This is a genomic window from Streptomyces aurantiacus (assembly GCF_027107535.1).
Lineage (GTDB): Bacteria > Actinomycetota > Actinomycetes > Streptomycetales > Streptomycetaceae > Streptomyces.
On the sequence record NZ_CP114283.1, the window covers coordinates 4478828 to 4491790 of the forward strand.

The window sequence follows — 12963 nt, forward strand, 5'->3', positions numbered from 1 at the left end:
CGCCCAACGAATGACGGGGACGCCTGTGGCGGAGGCCAAAGCCCTTTACGAAGCCGGGCGTTACGCCGAGGCGGAGGCCGAATCCCGTGCCGTGGCCCGATCGCGGCCGCGCGACGACGAGTACGCAGCTGTGGCGCTGAACATCGCCGCGCTCGCGACGGGCGCCCAAGGCCGTCACGCCGAGGCACTCGCCACCTACGACGAAGCGCTGCCTGCCTTCAGCAGGATATTTGGAGCCGATCACTGGTTGACCCTGAAGCTGCGCTCGGACCGCGCCCAGCAGATGACCTCGCTCGGTCAGCACGCCGAGTGCGAGGCAGAATGTGCGGCCGTCGCCGAGGCCGCGGGCCGCGGTACCGGCCCGGAAATGTCACTCCTGGCAGCGGCCGCCCGCAATGGGCTGGTATTCGCCCTCAATGCGCAGGGGCGCCACCAGGAGGCTGAAGCACTCGCCCGCGAGGCCCTGGCCGCCCGTCGCGTACGTGACCGGGCGTCCCTCGTCCTGCGACTCGGCCTGGCTCGCAGCCTCAACGGCCAGGCTCGCCACGAAGAGGCCCTCATCGAGGCGCAGGGGGCCGACAAGCTGTACCGCGCTCTGCCCGATTACCAGCGCCATCCAGATACAGGCGCCGTCGAACTGGCCTTTGCTACTGCCCTGTTGGGGTTGCGGCGCGCTCCCGATGCCCGTCGCCAGGCTGCAGCCGCTCATGATGCCTGCCTGGCCTCCTTCGGCCCGGACCACCGCCGCACCGTTGAAGCCCGAACGCTGCTCGAGCACATCGACGGCACTCGACCGTAAGAGCAGCGCCCCCGCTCGGGGCGAATCGCAGGCGCTCCCTGGGCAGCTCATCCAGCTATCGCAACGCGCCGGGCAAAGGGGTCATCTCATTCGGTGACGTGGCCACGAACACGATCGCGGTCCAGCACTTCCCGGGCACCGTTCCGGCGTCGGCCACCACCCTGCGGGCGAGTCGGCGCCTCCAGCACCACCCACTGAACTCATCATCCGGTCGGGGCTGTGCCGTGGACCGGCTGGGCTTTGCGGGGTTCCATGTCATCGCCGAGGGCGTCTGCTGGCTGCGGACCGCCGAGGCGCCACCGGTGCAGCTGGTGTCCGGGGACGTGGTGCTGTTGCCGCGCGGCACGCCGCACCGGCTGCTCGGGGCCCCCGACGAAGAGGCCCTCCCGTACGCGGAGTTGGAGGCCGCTCACCCGCCGGGCGGGGAGGGCGTGGTCGACCTCGGCGGGGCCGGGCCCGTCGTGCGGTGGTGTGCGGCAAGTTCCAACTACGCCGGCAATACCGACGGGCATCCGGTGCTGTCGGCGCTGCCGGAGGTCATCCATGTGCCCGGCATGAGTGCCGACCCCCGGTTACAGGATGTCTTCCGGATCCTCGCCACCGAGACGGCGGGCGGGCAGCCCGGCTCCCGGGCAGTAACCACCCGTCTGACCGAGGTGCTCTTCGTGCTCGCGATCCGCGCCTGGATCGAACGGGCCGACACCGCCACCGAGACGGGACCGTCCTGGCTGACCGCCCTGCGCGACCCGCGCATCGGAACCGCCCTGTCATTGATGCACGAAGAGCCGCACCGCGACTGGACGGTGGAGAGCCTGGCCCGCGCCGTCACGATGTCCCGCCCGGCTTTCGCTCGCCAGTTCAAGGAGGTGGTGGGCCACACCCCCTGGCCTACCGCTCTCGCGTGCGGATCGACCTGGCCGCCCGCCTCCTGCGCGACACCGACAATCCGGTCGGCGACATCGCGCAAGCCGTCGGATATCGGTCCGAGTTCGCCTTCTCGCGGGCGTTCTCCCGGGAACAGGGCATCGCGCCCGGCCACGACCGTCGTACGGCATCAGTGCCGTCCTGATCAGCCGCTTGCTGAAGCTTCGCCTCGGTCGGCAGGGTGCGGCGGTACGGCGCGGTTGTTGAGGTCCACCGAGAGGAAGATGTCGTTCGCGACGGGGTTGCGGATCTCCTCGGCGAGCTGACCGATGAGTCCGGCCGTGCGGGCGAGCAGGGCGAAGGCGCGCAGTAGTTCCAGCGGGAGGCCGAGGTCGGCGAGCGCGGCGCCGCAGACGCCGGCGCCGTTCAGCGGCAGTGTTTTGCCCAGAACGTGAGGGTGGATTCGGCCGATGGCTGCGAAGAGCGACAGGTGCGGACCGACCAGCTCTTCCTCGGCGGCGATGTGGAACAGCCGCGGTGTGCGGGGGTCGCCCTTTTTGTGTACGTGGTGCCCGAGACCGGGGATCACCCTGCCCTCCGCTCGTGCCGAGCGCACGGAGGCGAGGGCGAGTTCGTCCCAGCCTGCCTCGTCGGTCGGGGGGCCACCCCGAGCTGTCGACAGGGCGTCGTGGAGGAACCTGCCGCAGTCCTCGGTCACGCCGAGGAAGCGTGAGCCGCCGCCCAGGAGCCCGGCGGCGAGGGCGCCCTGGACCGAGTCGGGCGCCGACAGGTACGTCAGCCTGGTCGTGATCGCGGTCGGGGTGAAGCCGTGGTCGGCCAGAGCGGCGAGCACGGCCTCGAACACCCGTGTCTCCCCGGGGGTGGGTCGGCGCTGTGCGGCGAGCCAGAACGCCAGCTCGCCGAAGCCCACCTCGCCCATCACATCGGCCGCGAGGTCCTGGCCGAGCAGGGTGATCTTGTCCAGGGAGGACGCACCGAGGGCGGTCGGGTACTCAGGCATGGTCGTCCCCCAGCAAGTCCTGCAGCCACTTGCGCAGTTCGGTCCCGTGCTCGTCCAACTCGGGCGGGGGCAGGCGGTAGGCGGCGGGCGTCTCGGAGAAGCGGATCGGGTGCCGTGTCGTGGGTACGGCCCGGTCTCCCTCGCCGACCTCGACGACCGGGTCGAGTCCGAAGCGTTCGGCCATCGCGAATCCGCCGTCGATGGTGTTGATCGGCCCGCAGGGGACCCCGGCGTCGACGAGCAGCTCGAACCACTCCAGGGCGGTCCTCGTCTTCAGCCGTTCGAGCAGGAGGGGCCGGAGTTCCTCCCGTCGCTCGGTGCGGTCGGCGTTGTGCCGGAAGCGGGGATCGTCGGCGGTCTCGGGGATCCCGAGTACTTCGCACAGCTTGCGGAACTGCCCGTCGTTGGCCGCGGTGACGATCAGGTCCTGGTCGGCCGTCGGCAACGGTTCGTAGGGGAAGACGCTGGGATGCGCGTTGCCCATCCGATAGGGCACGGTGTCGCCGGCGACGTAGGAGGAGCTGTGGTTGACCAGCCCGGTCAGCGCCGACGACAGCAAATTCACCTCGACGAGCTGGCCCCGGCCGGTCGCGTCGCGGTGGCGGAGGGCGGCGAGGATACCGATGGTGGCGTGGTTGCCCGCCATCACGTCGAAGACCGAGATCCCCGCCCGGTACGGCGGCCCGTCCGGATCACCGGTCAGACTCATCAGCCCGGAGATCGCCTGCACCATCAGGTCGTAGCCGGGTACGTTCCGGCCGGGTCCGGCTCCGAAACCGCTGATCGACGCGTACACCACGCCCGGGTTTCCGGCGCTCACCGAGGCGTGGTCGAGGCCGTACCGTGCCAGTCCGCCCGGCTTGAAGTTCTCGATCACCACGTCGGCGCGCCGGGCGAGCTCCCTCGCGAGCCGCGCGTCCGCCTCGTCGCGGAAGTCGAGCGCGAGCGACCGCTTCCCGCGGTTGATCCCCAGGTAGTAGGTCGACACACCGTCGCGCGCCGGCGGCGTCCACGTGCGGGTGTCGTCCCCTTGAGGACCCTCGACCTTCACCACGTCGGCCCCGAGATCGGCGAGCAACATCGTCGCGTACGGACCGGCGAGGATGCGGGAGAAGTCCGCCACCAGCAGCCCGTCGAGCGGTCCGCGTGAGCCGCCTGAACCGCTGCTCATGGGCTACGCCCCCTCGTTCTGCACGGCGACGCCTTCGCCGCGGTACTCGCTGTAGGTGTACGGGTTGGAGATCACCTCGGTTGTCGGGATCTCCGGCTCCACGGCCTCCCGCCACGCGTCCTCGCCCATGGTGGTCCGCGCGTAGTCCACGGTCGCGGCGACGGCGGTGCGGGCCCGCTCCAGGTCGACGCCGACCAGTTCGTGCGCGTACTTCACCACGGTTCCGTTGACCAGCACGGTGTGCACGTCGGCGCGGGTGGCCTGGTAGACCACGTGCCCGTAGGGGTGCAGGATCGGGTACATCGCCGGGGACCGGTCGTTCTTGAGCAGGACGAGGTCGGCCTTCTTGCCCGGCGTCAACGAGCCGATGGTGTCGCTGAGACCGAGCACTCCGGCGCCGCCGATCGTGGCCCACTCCACGACGTCCCGGGCCCGCAGGCTGTGGTGCACCACCGTCTCCCCGGCCGCGTGGGCCGCCATGTGCTCGCGCGTGCGGTCGGCCGACAGGGTGGCGCGCATCGCCGAGAACAGATCGGCGCTGAACCACACGCTGGTGTCCATCGACAGCGACACGGGGATGCCGTGGCGCCTCAGCCGCCAGGTGGGAGGGTAGCCCTGGCCGGCGTTGTGCTCGCTCTCCGCCGACACCGAGACCGTGCCGCCCGAGGCGGCGATCCGGTGGTACGAGTCCTCGCTGAGCGTCGCGGAATGTACGTACGTGACGTCCGGCGTCATGAACCCGTGGTCCCACATCAGACGTATGCCGTTGTCGTTCGTCGCGCCCCACACACCCGCGTGGGTGGTGACCGGCAACCCGAGCTCGCGGGCCGCCTCGAACGCCGCCTTCTCGGGGAAGGCGGCGTCACCGGTGACGTCGAAGGCGAGCTGCAGGCCCAGCATGTCGTCCCGCCCGGAGAAGTGGCGGTCGACGAAGGACCGGAACTCCTTCGAGCGGGCCCACTCCCAGGGAGCGCCGAGCAGGTTGCCGTAGGCCAGCACGAAGCGGCCCGGCACCGCGCGCAGCGATTCGACGGCCGCGTCCCCGTGCTCGGGCGTCTGCAGCCCGTGCGACCAGTCCACCGTGGTGGTCACACCCGCGTCGAGCGCCTCGATGCCGGACAGCAGGTTGCCGGCGTGGATGTCCTCGGGACGGAAGATCTTGCCCCAGGTGAGGTAGTAGAAGACGAAGTACTGCGACAGGGTCCAGTCGGCGCCGAGTCCGCGCAGCGCGGTCTGCCACATGTGCCGGTGGGTGTCGACCATGCCGGGCATGAGGATGCCGCCGGCGCAGTCCACCACCACGGCGTCGTCGGGTGCCTGAAGGTCCCTTCCGACCTGCTCGATCCGTTCGCCGCGGACCAGCACGTCGCCGCGGTCGAGCAGGCCGATCGCGGGGTCCATGGACAGGACGGTCGCGTTGCGGAACAGGACGGGACGTCCGAAGGCGAAGTCCTCGCTGCGTGGTTGTTCGATCGTCACGTGGTCACCTCGTTGTGGAGTCTGTGGTCCGGGACCGCAGAACACGGGAGCGGGCGGTCAGTGGTACGGCCGCGGCGGCCAGGCCGAGGGCCAGTGCCGCGCATCCCCATGCGTAGCCGTCGAGTTCCGTCAGCCCGCGGGCGTGGTCGAGTGACCAGGCGCCGGGGCCGGTGAAGGCGAGGACCGCTGCCACCGCGCCGTAGGAGAAGGGCACTTCGCAGCCGCCCTTCTGGGCCCAGAAGCCGTTCGGCGCGGTCGCCGCCGCCGCGACCGCCATGGTGCCGACGATCACCGCGCAGCCGCCGGGAGTCAGCAGCCCGGCAGCGACCGAGACCGCTCCGGCGAGTTCGGCCGCCCCGGCGACGAGCACCATCCGCCGGCCGGGCACGAAGCCCCACTGGTCGAAGACGGCGGCGGTCCCGGCCCGCCCGGCACCGCCGAACCAGCCGAACAGTTTCTGGGTGCCGTGGCCGAACAGCAGCGCGGCGAGCAGCAGCCGCAGCAGGAGCAGCCCGAGATTCACGGCTGCGGCTCGTCCGTCGTCCGGGGCTGCAGCACGAAATCGAACTCGGCGCGCAGGTACGGCTCGTCGATGGTGCCGCCGTCAGGGGAGGGGCCTGCCGGTTCCTCGGTAAAGCGCACGATCAGCTCGTCCTTCGTGCCGAACACGACATCGGTGTCGAGGAATTCGGAACCCTCCCGGAACAGATGGGTGATGAGCTTCTCGTGGCCGGGGTGGTCGATCAGGAAGTGGATGTGCGCGGGACGGAAGTGGCTGATGTCGGTCCTGCCGATCAGGTCACCGACCGGACCGTCCATCGGAATCGCGTAGCCGCGTGGCGCGATGGTGCGCACGCAGTACGTGCCGTCCGCCCGCGTCCGGTACAGCGCGCGCAGCCGGGCCTCGTCGATGTCCGGCAGCTGCGCCTCGTAGGCGCCGTCGGTGTCGGCCTGCCATACGTCCAGGACGATGTCGGGCAGAGGCGTGCCGTCGAGGTCGAGGACCCGGCCGATGATGAACAGCGGCGTGCCCGGAATGCCGTCCGACATGTCGGCTCCGAAACCGGCCGTCGGAGAGCCGTCGATGTGGAACGGACCGAGCACCGTCGCCGGAGTGGCGTCCGCCGAGAAGTGATGGTTCAGCTGGACGACGAGCGTGCTCAGACCCAGGACGTCGGAGGCGAGGATGAACTCCTGACGCTTGTCGTCACTGATCCGGCCGGTCGCTGTGAGCCATTCGACGGCAGCCGCCCACTCCTCCTCCGTCAGTCCGACCTCGCGGGCGTACGCGTGGAGGTGCCGCACCAACGCTGTCATCAGCTCGGCGAGCCGGGGAGAGTGCGCCGTGGCCCACCGCTTCACCGCCAGGTCGCTGAGGTTGTCCTCCGTCACGAAGGCCATGGAATCCTCCTCGATTCGTTCCGGCCCGACCGCTGTGCGGACATCAGTCCGTACAGCGGTCACACTGGCGCATGGTTGACTCGTAAATCAAGCCCTTGGATGGCTGCATTGAAGCCAGGCTCGGGTTGGGGTCGATCGGACTGCTGTCTGCATCTCGGATATGCGTGGCCCGTGACCGGCCGGTGACGGGCCCAGGGGCCGCGAGGGGCCGCGAGGGACCGCGAGAGATCGCGAGAATCCGGAGAGGTCAGAACATCGTGTTGTCGTTGGCGGAGGTGGCCGGGACGTCCTGTACGGCGTCCCAGTGCTCGATGATCTTGAGCTCGCCATTCTTCTGCTTCTTGACCCGGAAGATGTCCACGACCGACTGTCCCCGGTCCTCGGGACTGAGGCGGTAGTGCGCGTGGATGGCGACGTAGTCCTTGTCGGCGATGACGCGCTTGCGCTCCACGATCAGGTTCGGGAACTGGCGGAAGAAATTGGTGAACTGCTCACGCAGGCCGGCCGAGCCGCTGGGGATGGTCGGGTTGTGCTGGTAGTACTCCGGCGCGAGGTACCTGACGGCGTCGGGGTTCTTGTCGACGAGGAGGGTGTCGAAGTAACCGGTGGCGATCTTCTCGCTGAGCGCTGTGCTCCAGCGCGGGCCGCTGGGCTGGTTCGTGTGCGGGTTGCTGACCGTGCCGAACATGTCGTTGCCGTTGACGCTGGTCGCCGGCACGTCCTGGACCGTGTCCCAGTGCTCGGCGATCATGCCGCTCCTGGGGTCGAATCGGAAGATGTCGACCACGGCCGTGCCACGGGTGCCGGGCTCGTAGACGGGGTTGGAGTGCACCAGGACCAGGTTGCCCTGGGCGAGGACCCGCTTCACGTTGTACTGGTGGTCCGGGAAGCGCGCGGTCCAGTCGCGGATGAAGTTCTTGATCGCTTCCCGGCCGTTGGGCGCGGCGGGGTTGTGCTGGATGTAGTCCTCGCGGATGTACCGGTCGGCGACCTCGAGGTTGCCCTCCTCGAAGAGCTGGGTGAGGACGTGGACGGCGACGCGCTTGTTGCGCTGCTGCGTGGCGGGGCTCGTGTACGGGGCGTCGAGGCCGAGGCCCGGGCCGCTGTGGGACGGCGCGGAGGCGGAGACAGTGGCCGTGGCGGCAGGTGCGAAGCCGGCCACAGCTCCTACGGTCGCCGCAGCCAGGAGGGTGGCTACGGCCTTGCGGGGCAGCCGGCTGGTGCTGTTCGACATGGGGGTTCTCCAATGCTGTGCGGACGGCGGTGAACGCGTCGGCGGGTGTTTGGTGGGAGGTCGGGAGTAAAGAGCAAAGGCGCCCGTGTGGGCTCAGGCGCGGTCGAAGGCGAGGAGGAACTCGATGTTTCCCTCGTCCTCCACCGCGATCCCGCCGAAGTTGGGTGCCTCGATGCCGTAGTCGGCGAAGGTGACCGGAATGGAACCGTTGACCCGGAAGCCGTCGGCGGTGCGCTGGGCGTCGAGCTCGAAGGAGACCGAGTTGGTCTCACCGTGGACGGTCAGCTCACCTGAGGCTTTGGCGCTGATCTGCTCGCCCACCGCCGGAGCAGAACCGAAGTCGACGGGCTCGGTGAGCTCGAAGGTGGCCTCCGGGTAGCGCTCGGTGTTCATGACCCGGCCGCGGAACTGGCCGTCGCGCTGGTCGGAGTCGCTCTTCACCGAAGCAAGGTCGGAGGTGAAGGATCCGCTGACCGCCCGGTTGCCTTCGATCTCCAGCTCTCCGGTGACCTTTTCGGCACGGCCCAGCGCCGTGACGTTCTGGCCGAAGAGGACTTCGTCGACCCGGTAACCGGCCTGCGAACCGCTGCCCACCCGCCAGGCACCCTCGACATCTCCGGAACCCGAGGAACTGGCGGAGGAGTCCGAGCCTGGCTGGTCGTCGAGCGAGAGGGCCGCTGGTGGCTTCTCCTGGACGTAGTTGATGTAGATGTAGGGGCCCGCCGTGCAAAGCACGGCGACGGTGGCCACACCGGCGATGAGCCAGCGCTTCCAGTGCCTGCGGATGCTGCCTGCCATGGTGTCCCCCATATGTTTCGTGATTCAACTGAAGTTTCAAGTATTGGATCGCGGGTCGCCCTGGGGTGTGAGGGGTCGCTACGGACGGGCGCGGGCTCAGTCGTGGGCGGCGAGCGGGATGAGGTCAGTCCAGGAGTTGCTCGGAGACCTGCCAGAGTCGCTCGGCCGCCTCCGGATCCAGGGCGTGCGGCGCGACCCCGGTGTTGGTGCCCGGCTGGTGCAGTGGTGCCTCGTTGCAGTCCTCGAAGTACCGGCCGCTGATGCCGTCGAGCAAGGGTGAGGTGGCCAGCAGGACGGAGGTCGCGGCGCCCTGTTCGACCGATTTGAAGGACATCTCGGGCAAGGGTGTTCCTTCGCCGAGGAGGGCTCGCAGGTGGGCCATGAACAGGCCCATCCGGGCGTCGTCCATGTAGCGTCCCAGGTTGGTCTGGATCCCTCCGGGCATCAGCGCATTGACCGTGATCCCGTCGGCGGCCCATCGCCGGCCGGCCTCGACCGCGAACAACACGTTTGCGGTCTTGGACTGGCCGTACGCCAGCCACGGATCGTAAGGCCGCTCGGTGAAGTGGAGGTCGTCGAAGACGACGGGTGAGAACAGGTGCCCGCTGGAACTCACCGACGCCACCCGGGCGCCGCCGGCCGCCGCGAGTGCCTCGTGCAGCCCGGTGGCCAGGGCGAAGTGCCCCAGGTGGTTGGTGGCGAACTGCAACTCCCAGCCCTGGGGTGTGCGGCTCTCCGGGGCGGCCATGACACCGGCGTTGTTGACGAGGATGTGCAGCGGGCCCTGCCAGGTGGCGGTGAACGCGCGGACGGACGCCGGATCGGTCAGGTCCAGGGCGGCTACCCGTACGCCTTCGGAGCCGGTGGCGGCCCGGATATCCTTCGCGATGCGATCGCCGGTGGCGGTGTCCCGCACGGCCAGCGTGACCTCCGCGCCGGCGCCGGCCAGCGCTCGGGCGGTCTCCACGCCGATGCCGGACGCCGCCCCGGTGACGACAGCGCGGCGGCCCGTGAGGTCGATGCCCGCGATGACGTCGGCAGCCGTGGACCGGCTGGTGAACGGAGTGGTGATGCCTGTCCTCGTGGCCATTCTCGCCATGCTCCCTGTTTGCTATTCTCGAAAACGGAGGTGCCTCCGATTGCTTCCAGACCCTAAGCGGAGGGGCCTCCGATTGTCCAGAAGGAAGGAAGACTGTGACCGCCACCCCACGCGGACTGCGTGCTGACGCGCGACGCAACCGGGAACGCCTGCTCGAAGCCGCGGGACGCGCGTTCTCCGAGACCGGCACCGACGCGTCCCTCGAGGCCATCGCCAAGGACGCCGGCGTGGGAATCGGCACGCTCTACCGGCACTTCCCGACCCGGGAGGCCCTGCTCGAGGCCGCCTACCGCAACGAACTCGCCCGGGTCTGCGACAGCGTCACGGAACTGCTCGCACAACTCCCGCCCGACCAGGCCATGCGGAGGTGGATGGACCTGTTCATCGACTACCTGGCCACCAAGCAGGGCATGGCGGACGCACTGAAGGCCGTCATCGCCTCCGGCGACGAGGATCCGTTCGCCGAGAGTCTCGACCGGATCAGCACGGCCATCAGCACACTGCTGCACGCCGGGGCCGAAGTGGGAGTTCTGCGCTCGGACGTGGACCCGCTCGATGTCGGGTTCAGTCTCGGGGGTGTCCTGCTGATCACGAGCGACAAGGGGCTGCGCGACCGCGCGGGCCGCATGCTCGACCTCCTGCTCGACGGGCTCCGCTATCGCTCCGGCTGATGCGTCCGGGCGGGGAAGGCGTCCGCGCTCGGCCTCGCCTGACGGCACGCCTGCGGCGGTCCACACCGACTCAGAGAGATACACCACGACAGCACCACGGGGCTGGGTGCCACATCACCCGAGCGGCACGGGCATCGGCCGAGCTGGGCTGACGGCGTATCACCGCCTCAGGTTCTCGAACAGCACCATCCCGGCCGCCGTGTTGGACGCCGGTACGTGGTAGGCCTCGTACACACGGCGGATCCGGGGTCCCAGCGCGCCGCGCATGATCAGCCACATGATCAGCTCGATGCCCTCGGAGCCGGCCTCGCGGATGTACTCCTCGCGCGTCAGCGCGGCCAATTTCTCGGGGTCGTGCTCGATCGCGTCGAGGAACATCCGGTCGAAGTCCTGGTTGATCAGTCCCGCGCGGGCGCCGGCGAGCTGGTGGGACATGCCGCCGGTTCCGAAGACGGCGACCTTGAGGTCCTCGGGGAAGGAGCGGATGGCCTCGCCGAGCGCGCGGCCGAGGGCCAGGCACCGCGCGGCGGTCGGCTGCGGGTACTGGATGACGTTGACCAGGAGGGGGACCACCGCGCAGGGCCAGCGTTCGCCGGGGTCGGGGCAGTAGACCGACAGTGGAACGGTCAGGCCGTGGTCGACGTCGAGTTCCTGGTAGACGGTCAGGTCGAAGGAGGCGTCGATCAGGCTCTTGACGAGGTGGTCGGAGAACTCGGGGGCGCCCGTGACCGTGGGCACCGGGCGGCTGCCCCATCCTTCGTCGGCCACCTGGTACGACTCCGCCGTGCCGAGCGCGAAGGTCGGGGTGGCGCTCATGTCGACGGCGTTGGCGTGGTCGTTGTAGATGACCACCGCGACGTCGGGGGTGTGCCGGGCCATCCACTCCCGCGCCGGCGTGTATCCGTCGAACAGCCTTTTCCAGTACGGGTCTTGCGTCTTCCCGTGGTCCATGGCCGCACCGATCGACGGCACGTGCGAGGTCGCCAGACCCCATGTCACCTCAGCCAAAGCTCCGTCCTCCCGCTTTGAGCGCCTGCGTGAACTCCTCGGTGGTCATGCCGGTGAACACCCCGCCGAGGTACTGCATGGACTTCTGGTCGACCATGGCGAGCTTGAAGACGTAGAAGATGGAACCGCCCAGCTCCATCAGCCGGTTCCAGTCCCGCCGCAGAACGGCGTCCTGCTGCTCGGCCGTGAGCCCGAACTTCTCGCAGTACGCGGCTTCGTCGGCTTTGAACCTCTCCCGGTTCTCGGCGTCCTTGAAGGAACCGCAGAGCCGGTTCAACGCTCGGCCGCGGCGGTTCTCCGCGGCGTCGAAGACATAGGTGCCGGGGACCCGGGGTGTGGTGCTGGACATGCTGTTCTTCTCCTCTCCGGTGTTGATGACGGTCAGTGCAGGAGCCCGCCGCCGTCGCAGACGAGCGTCTGGCCGGTGACCATGGACGCGCTCGGTGAGACGAGATAGGAGACCAGCCCCGCGAACTGTTCCGGGGTGACGAACTCCTTGATCGCCTGCCGGCTCATGGTCGCGGCGAACACCTCGTCGCCGGAGTGCGCCCGGGTGCCCGGGGTGGCCACCTGCGCGGGCGCCACCGCGTTGACCGTGATCCGGTGCTCGCCCAGTTCGCGTGCCATCACCCGGGTCATCCCGATGAGCGCGCCCTTGCTCGCGACGTAGGCGATCTGGCCCGGAGACCCCGTGAAGAAGGTGCGGGACGCGACATTGACCACCCGCCCGCGGTGCGGGCTGCCGCGCAGCCAGGGCACGCACGCCTGCACCATGAGCAGCGGGCCGACGGCGTTGACGGCGAAGAAGCGGTGCATCTCCTCCGGGGTCGTCTCCAGCAGCGGCGCCCGGTCGGAGAGCAGGCCGGCGTTGTTGACGAGGACGTCGACCCCGCCGTACGCGTCGGCGATCTCGGATACGGTCCGGCGGGTCGCGGCCGGGTCCCCGACGTCGCAACGCCAGGCCCGGCCGCCCGCGATCGAGCTGGTGTCGTCGGGTTCGTCGAGGTCGAGGGCGGCGACCGTGAAACCGTCCCCGGCCAGTCTGCGGGCGATGGCGAGCCCCAGGCCGCCGGCGGCGCCCGTGACCACGGCGACCCGGGGGCTGGGGTTCACCGGGCCGGTCATCGGGCTCTCTCCTGCGGATGGGTGGCGAGTGCCTCGACGGTGATGTCCATCCACTTCCACATCGGCAGGGAGACCAGTGCGTCGTGCAGCTGTGCCGGGTCGGCCGCCTCGTACAGGCCGATGGTCGCGTTGCGGCCAGGCACCCGCCACAGCCGCTTGAGGATGCCGGCCTCCCTGAGCTGCATGGCCCGTTCGCGCTCGCCCTTGCGCAGCTCCTCGCGTACGTCGTCGGGGGTGTCCGGGGGCAAGGTGTTCTCGGTGCGGACGAGGAATTCCACGGGGATGTCCTTCAC

At 69.5% G+C, this 12963-nt stretch carries 15 protein-coding genes and 1 pseudogene; 4 read left to right on the forward strand and 12 right to left on the reverse strand.

From position 1 onward, the window contains the following. Positions 1-10: 10 nt before the first annotated feature. From O1Q96_RS21645 to O1Q96_RS44525, 3 genes and pseudogenes are all read left to right on the forward strand, one after another. Entirely contained in the window at positions 11-799 is a 789-nt protein-coding gene (locus O1Q96_RS21645) for a tetratricopeptide repeat protein (RefSeq protein WP_269253678.1), read from the forward strand. A 224-nt stretch (positions 800-1023) separates the two neighbouring features. Beyond that, positions 1024-1479, forward strand: a pseudogene (locus O1Q96_RS21650) (cupin domain-containing protein); the annotation flags it as partial. A 221-nt stretch (positions 1480-1700) separates the two neighbouring features. Further along, complete coding sequence (locus O1Q96_RS44525) at positions 1701-1868, forward strand: helix-turn-helix domain-containing protein (RefSeq protein ID WP_419587059.1); 168 nt, start codon at positions 1701-1703, stop codon at positions 1866-1868. On the opposite strand, the gene O1Q96_RS21655 is transcribed toward O1Q96_RS44525, so the two are convergent. The 8 genes from O1Q96_RS21655 to O1Q96_RS21690 all read right to left on the reverse strand — a co-directional run bounded on the left by O1Q96_RS21655 (position 1869) and on the right by O1Q96_RS21690 (position 9857). Continuing rightward, positions 1869-2684: a citryl-CoA lyase gene (locus tag O1Q96_RS21655; protein ID WP_269249779.1), complete on the reverse strand. Its 816-nt coding sequence runs from the start codon at positions 2682-2684 to the stop codon at positions 1869-1871. Further along, the gene (locus O1Q96_RS21660; protein WP_269249780.1) at positions 2677-3855 is read right to left on the reverse strand and encodes a CaiB/BaiF CoA transferase family protein; all 1179 of its coding nucleotides are present in this window, start codon (positions 3853-3855) and stop codon (positions 2677-2679) included. The genes O1Q96_RS21655 and O1Q96_RS21660 overlap by 8 nt, the downstream gene beginning before the upstream one ends. Positions 3856-3858: 3 nt before the next feature. Then, positions 3859-5334 (reverse strand): amidohydrolase family protein, encoded by a 1476-nt coding sequence (locus O1Q96_RS21665; protein WP_269249781.1) that lies wholly within the window; start codon positions 5332-5334, stop codon positions 3859-3861. Between the two features lie 4 nt (positions 5335-5338). Next, positions 5339-5857 carry a DoxX family protein gene (locus O1Q96_RS21670; RefSeq protein ID WP_269249782.1) on the reverse strand — a complete coding sequence of 173 codons (519 nt, stop codon included), beginning with the start codon at positions 5855-5857 and terminating at the stop codon, positions 5339-5341. Next, positions 5854-6735, reverse strand: coding sequence for a dioxygenase family protein (locus O1Q96_RS21675; RefSeq protein ID WP_269249783.1), 882 nt, complete (start codon positions 6733-6735; stop codon positions 5854-5856). Before O1Q96_RS21675 ends, O1Q96_RS21670 begins: the two co-directional genes overlap by 4 nt. Positions 6736-6982: 247 nt before the next feature. Continuing rightward, entirely contained in the window at positions 6983-7969 is a 987-nt protein-coding gene (locus O1Q96_RS21680; RefSeq protein ID WP_269249784.1) for a nuclear transport factor 2 family protein, read from the reverse strand. A gap of 93 nt (positions 7970-8062) precedes the next feature. Beyond that, positions 8063-8767 carry a YceI family protein gene (locus tag O1Q96_RS21685; RefSeq protein ID WP_269249785.1) on the reverse strand — a complete coding sequence of 235 codons (705 nt, stop codon included), beginning with the start codon at positions 8765-8767 and terminating at the stop codon, positions 8063-8065. Between the two features lie 124 nt (positions 8768-8891). Beyond that, positions 8892-9857, reverse strand: coding sequence for an SDR family NAD(P)-dependent oxidoreductase (locus tag O1Q96_RS21690; protein WP_269249786.1), 966 nt, complete (start codon positions 9855-9857; stop codon positions 8892-8894). Positions 9858-9961: 104 nt separating this feature from the next. Between O1Q96_RS21690 and O1Q96_RS21695 the strand changes: the two genes are divergently transcribed. After that, complete coding sequence (locus O1Q96_RS21695; RefSeq protein WP_269249787.1) at positions 9962-10537, forward strand: TetR/AcrR family transcriptional regulator; 576 nt, start codon at positions 9962-9964, stop codon at positions 10535-10537. Positions 10538-10696: 159 nt separating this feature from the next. On the opposite strand, the gene O1Q96_RS21700 is transcribed toward O1Q96_RS21695, so the two are convergent. Genes O1Q96_RS21700 through O1Q96_RS21715 form a run of 4 tightly spaced genes read right to left on the reverse strand, consistent with a single transcriptional unit; the run spans position 10697 to position 12963 of the window. After that, complete coding sequence (locus O1Q96_RS21700; protein ID WP_269253679.1) at positions 10697-11536, reverse strand: class III extradiol dioxygenase subunit beta; 840 nt, start codon at positions 11534-11536, stop codon at positions 10697-10699. Between the two features lies 1 nt (position 11537). Continuing rightward, positions 11538-11894, reverse strand: coding sequence for a protocatechuate 4,5-dioxygenase subunit alpha (gene ligA, locus O1Q96_RS21705; RefSeq protein ID WP_269249788.1), 357 nt, complete (start codon positions 11892-11894; stop codon positions 11538-11540). A 32-nt stretch (positions 11895-11926) separates the two neighbouring features. After that, positions 11927-12670 (reverse strand): SDR family NAD(P)-dependent oxidoreductase, encoded by a 744-nt coding sequence (locus O1Q96_RS21710; RefSeq protein WP_269249789.1) that lies wholly within the window; start codon positions 12668-12670, stop codon positions 11927-11929. Next, positions 12667-12963, reverse strand: coding sequence for a muconolactone Delta-isomerase family protein (locus O1Q96_RS21715; RefSeq protein ID WP_269249790.1), 297 nt, complete (start codon positions 12961-12963; stop codon positions 12667-12669). The genes O1Q96_RS21710 and O1Q96_RS21715 overlap by 4 nt, the downstream gene beginning before the upstream one ends.